Raw genomic sequence first — 11,250 nt, forward strand, 5'->3', positions numbered from 1 at the left:
GCTGCTCAGCGGGCGTAGTAGGCGATCAGGACGACGACGGTGACGAGCACCGCCAGGGCGACCAGGGCCACCTCGGCGGGGTTCAGGCGGAGGCGCTTGCCGTGCCTTGCGCGGTCGCGGCCTTTGCGGTGCGCCATCAGAACGGGGGCTCGGTCAGCTCGGCCCAGTCCGAGGTGCTGATGGTGCGCACCCACGGCGTGAGGCCGGTTTGCTGCCACGCCAGCTCGGCCTGGTCGCGGGAGACCGGCCAGAACGGTTCGCCCGAGGTTCCCGGCAGAGGCCCGAGGGTGGTGCCGTACTCGTAGCGGTGGGTCCGGTTACGCCAGTCCTCCAGCTCGGCCTCGGCCGCGCGCAGCCGGGCCAGCAGGTGCGGGACGGCGGCGAGGACCTCGGCCGTGGCCTGCCCGAGCTCGCCGGGGTCGTTCCGCGCGTCGGCGAGAGTGGCGGCCAGCTCGTCGAGGTCCAGCGGCTGCTCGTGCTCCTCCGGCGGCTCCGGCTCCCGGTCGTCGTACGGCTCGTACAGGTCGTCGATGTGCGTCATGAGGCCCTCTCAGAGGTGAGGTCGGAACGGCCGGCCAGACTGGGCTGACCGGTGGAGATGGCCACGGCGCCGATGTGAGAGCAGCGCCCGGCCTCGCGGCACGAGCACGCCCACCCGCCACCGGGGCCGCGGTAGGTGACGGTGTGGCGGCCGGTGTGGCCGCGCACGATGGCCGACACCCAGGTCGGGCGGATGGCGTCGGGGTCGGATCGGGCGTCGAGGATGGTGACGCGGCCCTCGCGGATCGCGGCCAGGGCGCGGTTGCGGAGGTCGGCCATCACGAGCCGTCGTCGGAGAGCTGGACAACGATCGCCAGACAGGGCTCGCAGAGGTGGACGGTGCCGCAGGCGTGGATCGTGGTGGCCGCCCGGCGCGAACAGCCGGCCGAGGCACAGCCGCGGCCCGTCGGGGCACCCTCACCACCCCGCGAGGTGATGTGGACCTCGTAGTCGTACTCGGTGCCGTAGTCGCCCGTGTGCGTGATGGTCTCGATCGAGATGTTCACCGGGATCGCGAATGGAGCGGCATCGGCCGCGAGAGGAGATCCCCACCGCACCTCTCGGTCGCCGATCGTCTCCAGCGTGGCGTAGTAGGCGAGGATGTCCAGCAGGTCCGGCATGAGGTCATCCGCACCTGCCGGACAGTCCTCACACGAAAGGTGAGGCTCCTCCTCCGGCTCGCCTTCGACCTGCCAGCGGTGCCCAAAGGGGCGAGCGGCGCACGCTGCGATGCGCTGGCCCCGCTCCTCCAGCCAGCCGAGGAACTCGTCCTCCCGTGGAGGCTCGCCCACGACTATCTCGAAAAGGTTCACGCCGCGGCCTGCATCTCCGCGCCCAGCGCCTTGATGCGGCGGGCGATGTGGTCGGCCTCGGCCTGGGTGATCTGCTCGGCCTTCAGCGCGGCCCCGGTCGCCGTCCAGCAGAGCGTCAGCTCCGAGACGTTCGAGGCGTCTTCGGCCACGCCCAGCAGCCGCTCGGTCTCCGGGGACAGGTTGTCCAGGTCCGGGCTCTCGGCTCCGGCCTGGAGGGTCGTCATCTCCCGGGCCCGGGTGCCCTGCGGGTCACAGCGCAGGACGTCGAAGACCAGTCCCTCGAGACTCCATCCCTCCGGCAGCTCATGAGGGTCGTCGACGCCGGGGCGGATGCCTGCATGAACCGAGCGAGCACCGACCACGACCGGTGGCCGGTCGCGCGACAGCCGTACCCAGGCGGAGCTGTCGAAGGCGAGGTTCTTGTGCCCCTCGACCTTGTACTCCTTGCTGCCCTCGATCGGGCGGCCCGCTGCGTCGAGGGAGGCCACCTCCTTGCCGCGCGCCGTCATGACGACGATGCCAGGGAAGGTCATGAGCAGGGTCATCAGGCGGCGGTGGCGGGTGGTCGCGTCGTTCCAGAAGTTCATGGGGATTTTGATCTCGTCGTTCGGGTCGACGTGCCTCCCCTTCTTGGCTGCGGCTTCCTTGGCGCGGTTGGCGGCCCAGTCCTTGAGCAGGTCCCACTCGGCGGTCATCGAGTCGATGACCAGGACGACGGGCGGCTCCCCGGCCTTCGCCGCGCGGGCGGCCTCCTCGCGCACCTCGCGCACCTGGGTGAGGATCGAGCCCCAAGTGCCGTCGTGCTCGACCACGAGGTAGCGGGCGCCGGGGATCGCGCCGTACTCGTCGGCCGCGCCTTCGCCGAGGTCGATCCAGTAGGTCTGGCCGACCTTCTCGCTGGCGGACAGCTGGGCGGCAGCCCAGGACTTGCCGCTCTTCTCCCCGCCCTCGATGAGGATGAGGGGCCAGGGGGCGCGGCCGGTGGGCTGTCGGGTGTTGATCACGCGTTCTCCTCGGGAGTGAGTGCGGGCTCGGGGAACGGTCGCCCGCTGGACAGGTGGTCGGCGTTGATCTCGCAGTGGCAGATCGAGCCGGAGGGATCGCCGTCCTCGTCGAAGGTGGTCAGCCAGTGCGTCATGTCTGCTCCTCGGGGTTGTGGTCGTTCCGCTCAGCGCGGTATTCGGCCTCGGTGGCGTCGTCGAGCGGGGGGCCGCCTCGCACGGTCGGGGTGGTGGGGCGGTGTGCCAGCGTCAGCTCGCCGTGCTGAGCACGGACCTCCTCGACCCGACGTGGCCGCCTGTCACTGGCGTCCACCTGGTGAGAGAGGAGGAGGCGGGTACGAGAGCGGCCTTCGGGCTGGGGGAGGTTGACGACGCGCCACCGTGTGCCGTCCGCGGCCACGAGCTCGTCGCCCGCCTGCGGGCCGTACGGCTCGCTACGCGAGGCGGGAGAGGCCGGAGGCGGAAAGGAGCGGACCCGGCGCAGCCAGGAGCACACCGTCGCGACGACGGACGGGTCCTGGTTGGCGAGCCAGCCCAGGAGCTCGTCATCCCAAGCACCGGCCTCCAGGCCGCCCAGCTCGCGCAGCAGGGCGGTGCGGCACGCGGCGGTCAGGGACTCGCCGGGGGAGGTGCGAATCGCGTCCCACGGCTCGGCCTCGATCGGCCCCTCGGGAATGCGGATCTCAGGCATCAGCCACCGCCGGGGCCTGCTCGGCGTCGAGCTCAGCGACGTCCGCCTCCGTGAGCGCGACCCACACCCGGATCCGCGCGCCGAGGTACTCGGCGTCCACGCCAAGGTGCCCGGCGTGGTCAGGAGTCGGGTTGCGGTAGCGGTGCACCTCGGGGGTGGCGTCGAGGACCTCCGCGTAGCGGGTGATGGCGGCCCGCCGGTCAGCGAGCGGCGGCTGGTGGTCGGGCTGCCCGCTGAGCAGGCCCGTGTAGAGGCAGAGGGTCCAGGTCACGCCCGGCAGGTCCCGGCCCAGCAGGTCGAGCAGGGCACGGGCCGCGATTTGCTGGCCGGTCAGCGTCGGGTTGGCGGTCATGCCGTCACCGCCGGGGCCTGCTCGGCTGAGGCGCGCATCTGCGCGACCATCTCGACGCGGCTGTAGACGGTGGTCCACCGGTCCAGCGCCTTGGGGTTCTCGCCCAGCGCGGTGCGGTGCGCGGTCAGCGCGTCCAGGGCGTCACACGCCAGGTGGTAGGAGCCGCGCTCGTCGCCGGGCAGCACCCGGTCAGCGGCCTTGATGACCACGCGGGTGACGTCCACCGACGTCACCCGGGGCGCCGGGTACGTCGTCTCCAGCAGGTCGGCGGCGGCGGCCAGGACCTGGCGTGCGGCTAACTCCGTGACGGCCTCCAGGGCGGGGGCGCTCATGCCTTCACCGCCGAGACGTAGGTCGCGCCGTAGGTGCGGGCGTAGCTGCGCGCCATGTCCTCAATCGAGACGCCGTTGGCCTGGGCGTCGGTCGTGCAGACCTTCACGGCCTGCCCGCTGGACCGCTCGACGACGGCCAGCGTCGCGCCGTCGGGCACGGTGGTGAGGCGGCGCAGCTCGTCGGTGAGGGGCTCCACCCCCACCGAGTGCCGGGTGGTCGGCTCGCCGCGGAGCAGGGCCTGCACCTCGGGCTCGGAGTACCGGCGGTGGCCGCCCAGGGTGCGGATGGAGCCGAGTCGGCCGGCCTTCGCCCAGCGGGTGACGGTCTTCGGGGCGACGCGGAAAAGCTGACCGACCTCAGCGGGGGTGAGAAGGGGATCGGGCTGGTTGGCCATGGGGGTCCTTTCGGATTAGGCGGTGCGGGTCGGGTGGGGCTGGGCCTGGCGGCGCATGTAGTCCAGGACCGAGCCCGAGGGGATGCGCATCTTCGATCTGCGCGCGCCGGGCATGGCGATGTCGCTGATGGCCAGCTCTCCGCCAGCCATGAGGCGACGAACGTGGCTCTCGGAGCAGCCGATCTGGGTCGCCACGTCCTTGGGCTTGAGCAGGGTCTCCATGTCCTCTCCAGTTCTGATGTTGTCTGATGGCGCAGACATAAACGGGTGGAAAAGTGCGCTTCTGTCTACCTTGAGGGCGTCCTCGATCGCGTGGGCGGTGGTCTCGCTGGTGGAGGTGCGGGTGCCGGAGTAGAGGTACCCGATCAGCGACTTAGACCGTTCGACCTGCGCGGCGAGGCTCACGGTGTCGTAACCCGCCGCCTGCATAGCCTGCCGGAGAGCGGCGCCGCTGCGGAGGATCATCGTGGGTCGTCGTGCCATGTCTTGACTCCTAGTTCGTTGTCTGGGCACGCAGACACTTTAAGCGCTGCTCGATTCGGTTGTCCAGCGATTCGGTATGTGGCCTAGGGGATCTGCTTTCATTGCTTCATATTGTTGTCTGGTCGACCGAGGACTACACAGACAGCAAACCTCTGGTGTCTGGACAGGACGCCAGGGCAGGCGAGGGCGACAGAGAGGCGACGAGATGCCGTCGCGACCAGAATCGACAGGCGAGGCTCCAGGGAGCCTGGCGAGCTACGTGGTGAAGTACCTGGAGAGTCGTCCAGGTCGAGGCGGGGGGCATGAGTCCTACCGCCAGCTGGAGCTGCGGTCCCGTGATCCGCAGGGTGACGGGAAGTTGAGGCGGCAGTGGCTGATCGACCTGACCGAGGAGCGCACCGGGCGGCCGGAGGAGTGGCGTCTGCGCGCTCTGGCTGCGGGGATGGCGCGCGGCGAGGCCGAGGACGGCACGGAGGCGTACGAGGATTCCTATCGCCGGCACCTGACCAGCATCCGCCGGCTGGCCGCAGAGCGATGGCCTGGTCTGGAGGGTGAAGCGGCTCGGGTCGAACTGGCCGGAGGGGATGTGATCGTGATTCCGGCCCCAGCGGGGCTGGATGAGGCGGGTCGGCGGCTGGTCGCGGAGATGGCGGCGGAGATGGCTCGGCGTCTGGCCAACAAGGACAGTTAGTAACTTATTAGATACATTCCGCTTACTCGGCTTACTCAGTGGCTGCTGTAGCAGACAACACATTGTGTTGCGCGACAGATTGGACATTCAGTTCAACCCACAATGTCGTGGCGGTGAAGCGAGTGCCCGGAAAAGTTACGTATTGTCTTTTATCGCGCAAAATTATTCCCGTTACACAACCAGTAATAGTTCATGCCGTAAAGGGGGATGTCACCGTATTCGTGGGTGATGATCTCCTTGAGGAGCCTCTCGCGACCGAGCTCGGCCGCGTGGGCGAGAGGCTCCTCCAGGGGCGGCGATGGTTCGACCAGCCCAACCGCCGCCCCGTGTTCGATCTCCGTATCCACCGAGTCTCGGACATCGGGGCGGGCCGTGACCTGCTGTATGTCGATGTTCGCGGCAATGTCGTAGACCTGCTCGTGGATCGCTCCCTGATACGGCCCTCGCTTCCCTCGCTGCTCGTCCAGGCCTCCGACGAGATCGGCCGCAATTTCGCATAATCGATGTCCCCCCCTCCTTCACTCCCGATACCTGGAGGCCGATATGGCCAGATATCGCCGCTTGCCCTCTGGTCTGTGGCAGGCCACCGTGGACCTGCCTGGCGGACGACGGGTCACCGAGACGCACAAGCTGAAGTCCGTCGTCCAGAACTGGGCGAAGGAGCAGGAGGCGAAGATCGCTCAAGGCCACAAGGTCAACCCGCGCGCCGGGCGGATCACGGTGGGGGAGTGGCACGAGAAGTGGTGGGCGGCCCGCGTCGTCGAGGACGAGACCCGGCGCGGGGACGAGGCCCAGTTCCGGCTGCGAATCCTCCCGCACTGGAAGGAGTGGCGGATGGGCGACATCGGCCGTATCAACGTCCAGGAGTGGGTGCGGAAGATGGAGCAGCGGGGTGACGGCCGGTACGCGATCCGCCGTTCCTACAACCTGTTGGCGAGCATGCTCGGGGACGCTGCCTTGGAGGGGGTCATCCCGGCGTCGCCGTGCCAGAAGGTGGTCCTTCCCGCGACGGTGGCCAAGCTGCCGAGCTGGTTCACCCCGGCGCAGGTTGCCGCGATCGTCGCCGAGCTGCCCGAGGGGCACGGGGTGATGACCGACCTCATGTGCTACGCCGGGCCCCGGTGGGGCGAGGCCGCTGGCGTCTGCGGCGCCGAGCGCGCCGACGAAACGGGCAACCCGGTCGACTGGCTGCGGGGGAAGGTCTCGATCCGCGGGGTGGTCTCGCAGTTTGGGAAGTGGAAGGAGTACCCGAAGAACTCCTCTTCGCGCCGGGAGGTGCCGGTGCCCCGGTGGGCGCTGGACCGGATGGCCCCGCTCATCGCCGAGCGGGGCCGGGACGCGTTCTTGTTCGTCTCCCGGCGTCGGTCGCCGGGGGCTGAGGAGCGAGCCCTGCTGTCGGGGGCGAACTGGCGGGTCGTCTGGTACGAGGCGATCGACAGGGCGAACGAGCAGATCCGCGAGGCGAACCGGAAGCTATCGAAGGAGCAGAGGGTCGAGCCGGTGCCGAGGTATGACCCGCACGACTGCCGGCACACGGCGGCGAGCTGGCTCGTGCAGGCCGGTGTCGACCTGTACAGGGTCAAGGACCTCCTTGGTCACGCTTCGTACCAGACGACTCTTCGGTACGCCCATCTCGCTCCCGGTGCGCACGGGGAGATCGAGGCGGCGTGGTCGCAGATAGATGCGCATCAGATGCGCACGGGGACTGATCGTGGATCAGTTACCTAGCTCTGAGCTGTGATGATGCAAATTCGATGTGGTCCCGATGACCCACCACGTGGAGTGTGTGGCGCTGCTGGTCAACGGGTCGATCTAGGCTCTGACCAGCGGTTATGCAACACGTCATGTTTTACTGCGGGTCAGGGTGAGTCGGTGTTTTCCGGATCTCCGACGCGTCCCCAGGAAGCACCTCAAGCTCCTCGCCGGGCCGTCCGACTGCCGGCACCAGCGGGAAGCCGAGCGCATCCGAAGGGAGCGAGGCGGGGGACGCAGCCGTGATCAGGCTCTCAGGCGCCGGGCCGCCGTAACCGCGCGCGTCCGGTCACGGCGGCGGCCACCAGCAGTGCGCCGCACAGTCCCAAGCCCAGCGTCGTCACTGCGGCCAGTACCGAGCTCTCTTCGATGGACAGGGACGCCAGCCCGGCCAGCCCCGACGCGACCCCCGCCGACGCGATCCACGGCTCGACTTCGTCGTGCGTTATCTCCCACGACCGCGCGTCCCCCAGGCCCATCCTGGCCGCCAGCCCGCCCCAGCCGCGTATCGGCCCGCCCCTGATGCGCTTTGCGAGCACGAACAGGGCGAGGCCGACGCCTAGCAACCACAGTCCCACGACCTCGTTCACAACACCCTCCAGCAGGCGGCGGATCCCGGCCCGGCGACGCCCCACGACACCGCCCTTCGGTCCCATGGGAGCCGATACCCGGGCCCATCGCCAGGGCTTTGACGCGATCCCTACGCCTTTGGAGGATTTTCTGACGCCTTACCGGCGACACCGCGCCGGTTGAGACGAACCCGGACACGGCCGTCAGCGATCACGCGAAGAGCGTTATCCCATTGCGCCTGGGACGCCGGACATGTCAATGTCAAGCCCGCTGGACGGTGATTACGGCACAGGGGGGTGGGATGAGGCATGCGGGGCTCACGCTCGCGTTCGTGTCCTCGTGGTGTTTCGCGTTCTCGGGGCCGATGGCCAAATACCTCATCACCGCCGGGCTGACGCCGATCGAGGCCGTGTGGACGCGGATGGCGGGTGCGGGGCTGTTACTGGTGGCCGCGCTGGTTGTGATCAGGCCGCGGGCGTTGCGGATCCCCCGCTCCAGGTTGCCGTTCTTCGGGCTGTATGCGGTCATGGCGGTGGCCGGGGTGCAGTCTCTCTACTTCGTCGCGATCACCCGGCTGCCGGTGGGGATCGCGTTGCTGCTGGTGTACATGGCGCCGGTGATGGTGGTGGCGTGGGTGCGGCTGGTACGGAAGGTACGGCTCGCGCGGGCCGCGTACGTCGGGGCGGTCGTCTCGGTCGCGGGCCTCGGGATCGTCGTCGAGGTCTGGCAGGAGGTACGGCTGGACACGCTGGGCCTGCTGCTGGGGTTGCTGGCCGGGGCATGCTCCGCCGGATATTTCCTGATGAACGATAGCTTCGGCGACGATGTGGACCCGCTCGGGCTCATCGCCTGGGGGATGACAGGGGCGGCCGTGGTGCTGATCCCGTTCACCTGGCCCTGGGACATTCTGTGGGACGCCTTCACGGTCTTCGCCACGCCCGCCGCGGGTGGTCGGACGTTGCCGGTGCTGGCGGCGTACCTGTGGATGGTGCTGGTCGCGACCGTGGCCGCGTACATCCTGGGGGTGAACGCCGTGCGGCGGCTCTCGGCCGCCGTGGGCGCCACCGTGGCGTCGCTGGAGGTCATCGGCGGCGCGATCGTGGCCTGGGCGCTGGTCGGCGAGACGCTCGGCGTGTTCCAGATCGTGGGCGGGCTGATCGTGTTGTCCGGCGCCCTCCTCGCCCAGACCGCCACCGGATCCGCCCCCTGCCGTCCAGCCGTCACAGCCAGAATCACGACATGAGTCCCATCACCGAGACCGGCTGGACCGACACCCGGATCGCCCCGGCCTTCGCCGAGCTCATGGCCCGGCTCGGGTACGACCGCTACGGCGTGCAGGGCGGCGACATCGGGGCGTTCATCGGCCCGGCGCTTGGGCGGGTCGACACCGAGCACGTCATCGGCGTGCACGCCAACGCGCTGGCCACCTTCCCCGCCGGCGACCAGGTCGACATGGCCGCGCTCACCGAGACCGAGCAGCAGCGGCTCCAGGCGATGAAGCACTTCCAGGACGACATGTCCGCCTACATGCAGCTCCAGAGCACCAGGCCGCAGACCCTGGCGCACGCCCTCGCCGACTCCCCGTCGGTCGGCTTGCCTGGATCGTCGAGAAGTACAAGGAGTGGACCGACCCCGCCAAGGAGCTGCCCGAGGACGCGGTGGACCGCGACCGGCTGCTCGCCACCATCAGCATCTACTGGTTCACCGAGACCGCACGCAGCGTGGCCAACTCCTACTACGAGCGCTTCCACGACGCGAGCATGTGGGCGCCCAAGCCCCCTGCCACGGTGCCCACGGGCGTCGCGGTCTTCGCCGCCGCCGACTTCGCCATCCGCCGCTTCGCCGAGAAAGCCCACAACATCACACACTGGTCAGAGTTCTACCGCGGAGGCCACTTCCCCGCTCTGGAGGCGCCCGACCTCCTCATCGGGGACATCCGCGAATTCTTCGCCTCACTCGCCCAGTAGGACTACGGTGTGTGCCGCACAACTGATCAACTATCCGCCCGCTTGCGGACGGCTCCTCGTCATCTGCCGGCAGGACGTAGCCCCGGCCCCCTTTTCTGCGGGGACCGGGGCTCCGTTATTTCGTTTGGATCCTCAGCGCAGTCGGCGCGCGCGCAGCACCAGGTCTTCGGTCGGGTGCGCGCCGGCGCCGTGGTCGGGTGCCATTCGTGGCCGTTGCTCGTTCAGCTCTACCACCCAGTCGTCGTTGAGCAGTGCGGCGACCATCGGGGGCCAGACGTAGTCAGCCGGGTCGAAACCGCTGTCGTGCACCTCATGGGTGTCCATCCCCGCGTGGTGCACGAGCAGCAGCACGCCGCCAGGCGCGACGGCCGCGAGCAGCGCGCGCTCGGCTGCGGCGTCGGGGGTGCGCAGCAGGGCCGGGTACTGCGCGGAGACGAGGTCGAAGGACGCCGTCGGGAGCCGCGCCTCCACCAGTGCGGCATGCACCCAGCGAACGGTGACCCCGGCATCCCGAGCATGCCCGGCCGCCCGCTCCAGCGCCACGCCCGAAACCTCGAGCGCGGTCACCTCCCAGCCGCCCCTTGCGAGCCAGACGGCGTCCGCGCCCTCGCCGCAGCCGACGTCGAGCACCCGCCCGGGCCTGAGCCCGGCAACCTCGGTCACGAGCGCACCGTTGGGCCGGCCGCTCCACAGCTGCTCTTGGGCGGCGTACCGCTTGTCCCATTCCGCCTGCACCGCGGGGTCTGCGGCGTATCCGTTGGCAAGCGGGGGAGTATCGGACGCGGGCGATCCTGCTGCGATGTCGTCGGTCACCGGTCTAACCTCGCCCATCGCGTCCCGCTCTCGCAACTCCTATTGCCGATCCGGCAAGGCGGCGCGGGTACTGGCCTACAACGCCGATTTCGACCGCGCCAGGGGCCGCACGTCGCGTCGTCGACCTGGCCGGCCGGCCCTGCTCGGTCCTGCGGTTTGCGCCAGGTGATGCTGTAGCGCAACAGCAGGTGGCGGCGGTAGCGGGAGCCGGGCAGGATCTCGGCGGCCAGCGCTCGCATCTGCGGGTAGGTCACCGGCGGCGGCCACACCGTGGGGGACGGGTGCTCCCAGTGGCCCTTCGTGGTGCGGTGGAAGGTACCGACGGCGACGCCGGCGAGGTCGCGCGGCAGGTCGTTGGGCATGGTGCTGCGGGCAAGGCCGACGATGGCCAGGACGCCGCCGGGGCGCAGCAGGTCGCGCATGCGGGCCAATCCGGTGGCGGCGTCCATGTGGTGCAGGGTTGCCACGGATGCGATGACGTCGAACGAGGCGGGCTCGAAGGGGTGGGTGAGGAAGTCACCGAGGATGTAGTCGACGTCGTCCGGATGCTCGCGGGCTTGGTCGATGCTGGGCGCGTCGAGGTCGATGCCGGTGACGCGCGGCACGGCCTGCCGCAGTTCACGGGCGAGCATGCCCTCGCCGCAGCCGACGTCGAGGGCGCGCTGGGCGTCATCGGGGACCACCCGGAGGATGCGGGGGTGGTAATGGATGTTGTGGTTCCACCGCCTGCCGTTCTTCACTGTCATGTGAGCATCCTGCCGAATATTCGGCCGCCGGGCCGGTCGGCCGACCGGGGCCAGGGCCGCGTCGTGACCGCTGCTCGCCACAGGGTCAGTTGGCTGCCGGCCATG

18 protein-coding genes and 1 pseudogene are annotated in these 11,250 nt (G+C 69.5%); 5 read left to right on the top strand and 14 right to left on the bottom strand.

Annotated elements, in window-relative coordinates; translation table 11 throughout:
• Positions 1–5 precede the first annotated feature (5 nt).
• The 11 genes and pseudogenes from OIE13_RS06140 to OIE13_RS06190 form a co-directional block, all read right to left on the bottom strand.
• A complete protein-coding gene (locus OIE13_RS06140) occupies positions 6–137 on the bottom strand; it encodes a hypothetical protein (RefSeq protein WP_326829718.1) in 132 nt (43 codons plus the stop codon).
• A complete protein-coding gene (locus tag OIE13_RS06145; RefSeq protein WP_326829719.1) occupies positions 137–541 on the bottom strand; it encodes a hypothetical protein in 405 nt (134 codons plus the stop codon). The genes OIE13_RS06140 and OIE13_RS06145 overlap by 1 nt, the downstream gene beginning before the upstream one ends.
• Positions 538–819 (bottom strand): SWIM zinc finger family protein, encoded by a 282-nt coding sequence (locus tag OIE13_RS06150; RefSeq protein ID WP_326829720.1) that lies wholly within the window; start codon positions 817–819, stop codon positions 538–540. The genes OIE13_RS06145 and OIE13_RS06150 overlap by 4 nt, the downstream gene beginning before the upstream one ends.
• Entirely contained in the window at positions 819–1,352 is a 534-nt protein-coding gene (locus tag OIE13_RS06155; protein ID WP_326829721.1) for a hypothetical protein, read from the bottom strand. Before OIE13_RS06155 ends, OIE13_RS06150 begins: the two co-directional genes overlap by 1 nt.
• Positions 1,349–2,356, bottom strand: a complete 1,008-nt coding sequence (locus tag OIE13_RS06160; protein ID WP_326829722.1) for an AAA family ATPase — start codon at positions 2,354–2,356, stop codon at positions 1,349–1,351. The genes OIE13_RS06155 and OIE13_RS06160 overlap by 4 nt, the downstream gene beginning before the upstream one ends.
• A complete protein-coding gene (locus tag OIE13_RS06165) occupies positions 2,353–2,490 on the bottom strand; it encodes a hypothetical protein (protein ID WP_326829723.1) in 138 nt (45 codons plus the stop codon). Before OIE13_RS06165 ends, OIE13_RS06160 begins: the two co-directional genes overlap by 4 nt.
• Positions 2,487–3,044 carry a hypothetical protein gene (locus OIE13_RS06170; RefSeq protein WP_326829724.1) on the bottom strand — a complete coding sequence of 186 codons (558 nt, stop codon included), beginning with the start codon at positions 3,042–3,044 and terminating at the stop codon, positions 2,487–2,489. Before OIE13_RS06170 ends, OIE13_RS06165 begins: the two co-directional genes overlap by 4 nt.
• A complete protein-coding gene (locus OIE13_RS06175; protein ID WP_326829725.1) occupies positions 3,037–3,396 on the bottom strand; it encodes a hypothetical protein in 360 nt (119 codons plus the stop codon). The genes OIE13_RS06170 and OIE13_RS06175 overlap by 8 nt, the downstream gene beginning before the upstream one ends.
• Entirely contained in the window at positions 3,393–3,728 is a 336-nt protein-coding gene (locus tag OIE13_RS06180; protein WP_326829726.1) for a hypothetical protein, read from the bottom strand. The genes OIE13_RS06175 and OIE13_RS06180 overlap by 4 nt, the downstream gene beginning before the upstream one ends.
• A gap of 209 nt (positions 3,729–3,937) precedes the next feature.
• A pseudogene (locus tag OIE13_RS06185) lies at positions 3,938–4,123 on the bottom strand (BldC family transcriptional regulator); the annotation flags it as partial.
• Between the two features lie 15 nt (positions 4,124–4,138).
• Positions 4,139–4,606, bottom strand: a complete 468-nt coding sequence (locus OIE13_RS06190) for a hypothetical protein (RefSeq protein WP_326829727.1) — start codon at positions 4,604–4,606, stop codon at positions 4,139–4,141.
• A gap of 205 nt (positions 4,607–4,811) precedes the next feature.
• Between OIE13_RS06190 and OIE13_RS06195 the strand changes: the two genes are divergently transcribed.
• The 3 genes from OIE13_RS06195 (at position 4,812) to OIE13_RS06205 (ending at position 7,025) form a co-directional block, all read left to right on the top strand.
• The gene (locus OIE13_RS06195; RefSeq protein ID WP_326829728.1) at positions 4,812–5,297 is read left to right on the top strand and encodes a hypothetical protein; all 486 of its coding nucleotides are present in this window, start codon (positions 4,812–4,814) and stop codon (positions 5,295–5,297) included.
• A 221-nt stretch (positions 5,298–5,518) separates the two neighbouring features.
• The gene (locus OIE13_RS06200; RefSeq protein ID WP_326829729.1) at positions 5,519–5,797 is read left to right on the top strand and encodes a hypothetical protein; all 279 of its coding nucleotides are present in this window, start codon (positions 5,519–5,521) and stop codon (positions 5,795–5,797) included.
• 43 nt (positions 5,798–5,840) lie between these two features.
• Positions 5,841–7,025, top strand: coding sequence for a tyrosine-type recombinase/integrase (locus tag OIE13_RS06205; protein ID WP_326829730.1), 1,185 nt, complete (start codon positions 5,841–5,843; stop codon positions 7,023–7,025).
• A 278-nt stretch (positions 7,026–7,303) separates the two neighbouring features.
• Here OIE13_RS06205 and OIE13_RS06210 read toward each other — a convergent pair whose 3' ends face one another.
• On the bottom strand, positions 7,304–7,684 hold the full coding sequence (locus tag OIE13_RS06210) for a hypothetical protein (protein ID WP_326642152.1): 381 nt from the start codon (positions 7,682–7,684) through the stop codon (positions 7,304–7,306).
• A 236-nt stretch (positions 7,685–7,920) separates the two neighbouring features.
• On the opposite strand from OIE13_RS06210, the gene OIE13_RS06215 reads away from it, so the two are divergent.
• The gene (locus OIE13_RS06215; protein ID WP_326829731.1) at positions 7,921–8,862 is read left to right on the top strand and encodes an EamA family transporter; all 942 of its coding nucleotides are present in this window, start codon (positions 7,921–7,923) and stop codon (positions 8,860–8,862) included.
• Positions 8,863–9,277: 415 nt separating this feature from the next.
• Complete coding sequence (locus OIE13_RS06220; RefSeq protein ID WP_326642148.1) at positions 9,278–9,586, top strand: alpha/beta hydrolase; 309 nt, start codon at positions 9,278–9,280, stop codon at positions 9,584–9,586.
• A gap of 132 nt (positions 9,587–9,718) precedes the next feature.
• Here OIE13_RS06220 and OIE13_RS06225 read toward each other — a convergent pair whose 3' ends face one another.
• Both OIE13_RS06225 and OIE13_RS06230 read right to left on the bottom strand, forming a co-directional pair.
• Positions 9,719–10,399: a class I SAM-dependent methyltransferase gene (locus tag OIE13_RS06225; protein WP_326642146.1), complete on the bottom strand. Its 681-nt coding sequence runs from the start codon at positions 10,397–10,399 to the stop codon at positions 9,719–9,721.
• A complete protein-coding gene (locus OIE13_RS06230; RefSeq protein ID WP_326642144.1) occupies positions 10,396–11,145 on the bottom strand; it encodes a class I SAM-dependent methyltransferase in 750 nt (249 codons plus the stop codon). Before OIE13_RS06230 ends, OIE13_RS06225 begins: the two co-directional genes overlap by 4 nt.
• Positions 11,146–11,250 lie beyond the last annotated feature (105 nt).

Origin of the sequence: Streptosporangium sp. NBC_01810, from assembly GCF_035917355.1 — a bacterium.
In the GTDB taxonomy this organism is placed as follows: domain Bacteria; phylum Actinomycetota; class Actinomycetes; order Streptosporangiales; family Streptosporangiaceae; genus Streptosporangium.

Excerpts from the sequence above, each read along its gene's own strand:
- OIE13_RS06180 (WP_326829726.1), bottom strand. The coding sequence starts at position 3,728 with ATGAGCGCCCCCGCCCTGGAGGCCGTCACGGAGTTAGCCGCACGCCAG.
- OIE13_RS06190 (WP_326829727.1), bottom strand. The coding sequence starts at position 4,606 with ATGGCACGACGACCCACGATGATCCTCCGCAGCGGCGCCGCTCTCCGG.
- OIE13_RS06165 (WP_326829723.1), bottom strand. The coding sequence starts at position 2,490 with ATGACGCACTGGCTGACCACCTTCGACGAGGACGGCGATCCCTCCGGC.
- OIE13_RS06215 (WP_326829731.1), top strand. The coding sequence starts at position 7,921 with ATGAGGCATGCGGGGCTCACGCTCGCGTTCGTGTCCTCGTGGTGTTTC.
- OIE13_RS06205 (WP_326829730.1), top strand. The coding sequence starts at position 5,841 with ATGGCCAGATATCGCCGCTTGCCCTCTGGTCTGTGGCAGGCCACCGTG.
- OIE13_RS06195 (WP_326829728.1), top strand. The coding sequence starts at position 4,812 with ATGCCGTCGCGACCAGAATCGACAGGCGAGGCTCCAGGGAGCCTGGCG.
- OIE13_RS06145 (WP_326829719.1), bottom strand. The coding sequence starts at position 541 with ATGACGCACATCGACGACCTGTACGAGCCGTACGACGACCGGGAGCCG.
- OIE13_RS06150 (WP_326829720.1), bottom strand. The coding sequence starts at position 819 with ATGGCCGACCTCCGCAACCGCGCCCTGGCCGCGATCCGCGAGGGCCGC.
- OIE13_RS06140 (WP_326829718.1), bottom strand. The coding sequence starts at position 137 with ATGGCGCACCGCAAAGGCCGCGACCGCGCAAGGCACGGCAAGCGCCTC.
- OIE13_RS06175 (WP_326829725.1), bottom strand. The coding sequence starts at position 3,396 with ATGACCGCCAACCCGACGCTGACCGGCCAGCAAATCGCGGCCCGTGCC.
- OIE13_RS06170 (WP_326829724.1), bottom strand. The coding sequence starts at position 3,044 with ATGCCTGAGATCCGCATTCCCGAGGGGCCGATCGAGGCCGAGCCGTGG.
- OIE13_RS06230 (WP_326642144.1), bottom strand. The coding sequence starts at position 11,145 with ATGACAGTGAAGAACGGCAGGCGGTGGAACCACAACATCCATTACCAC.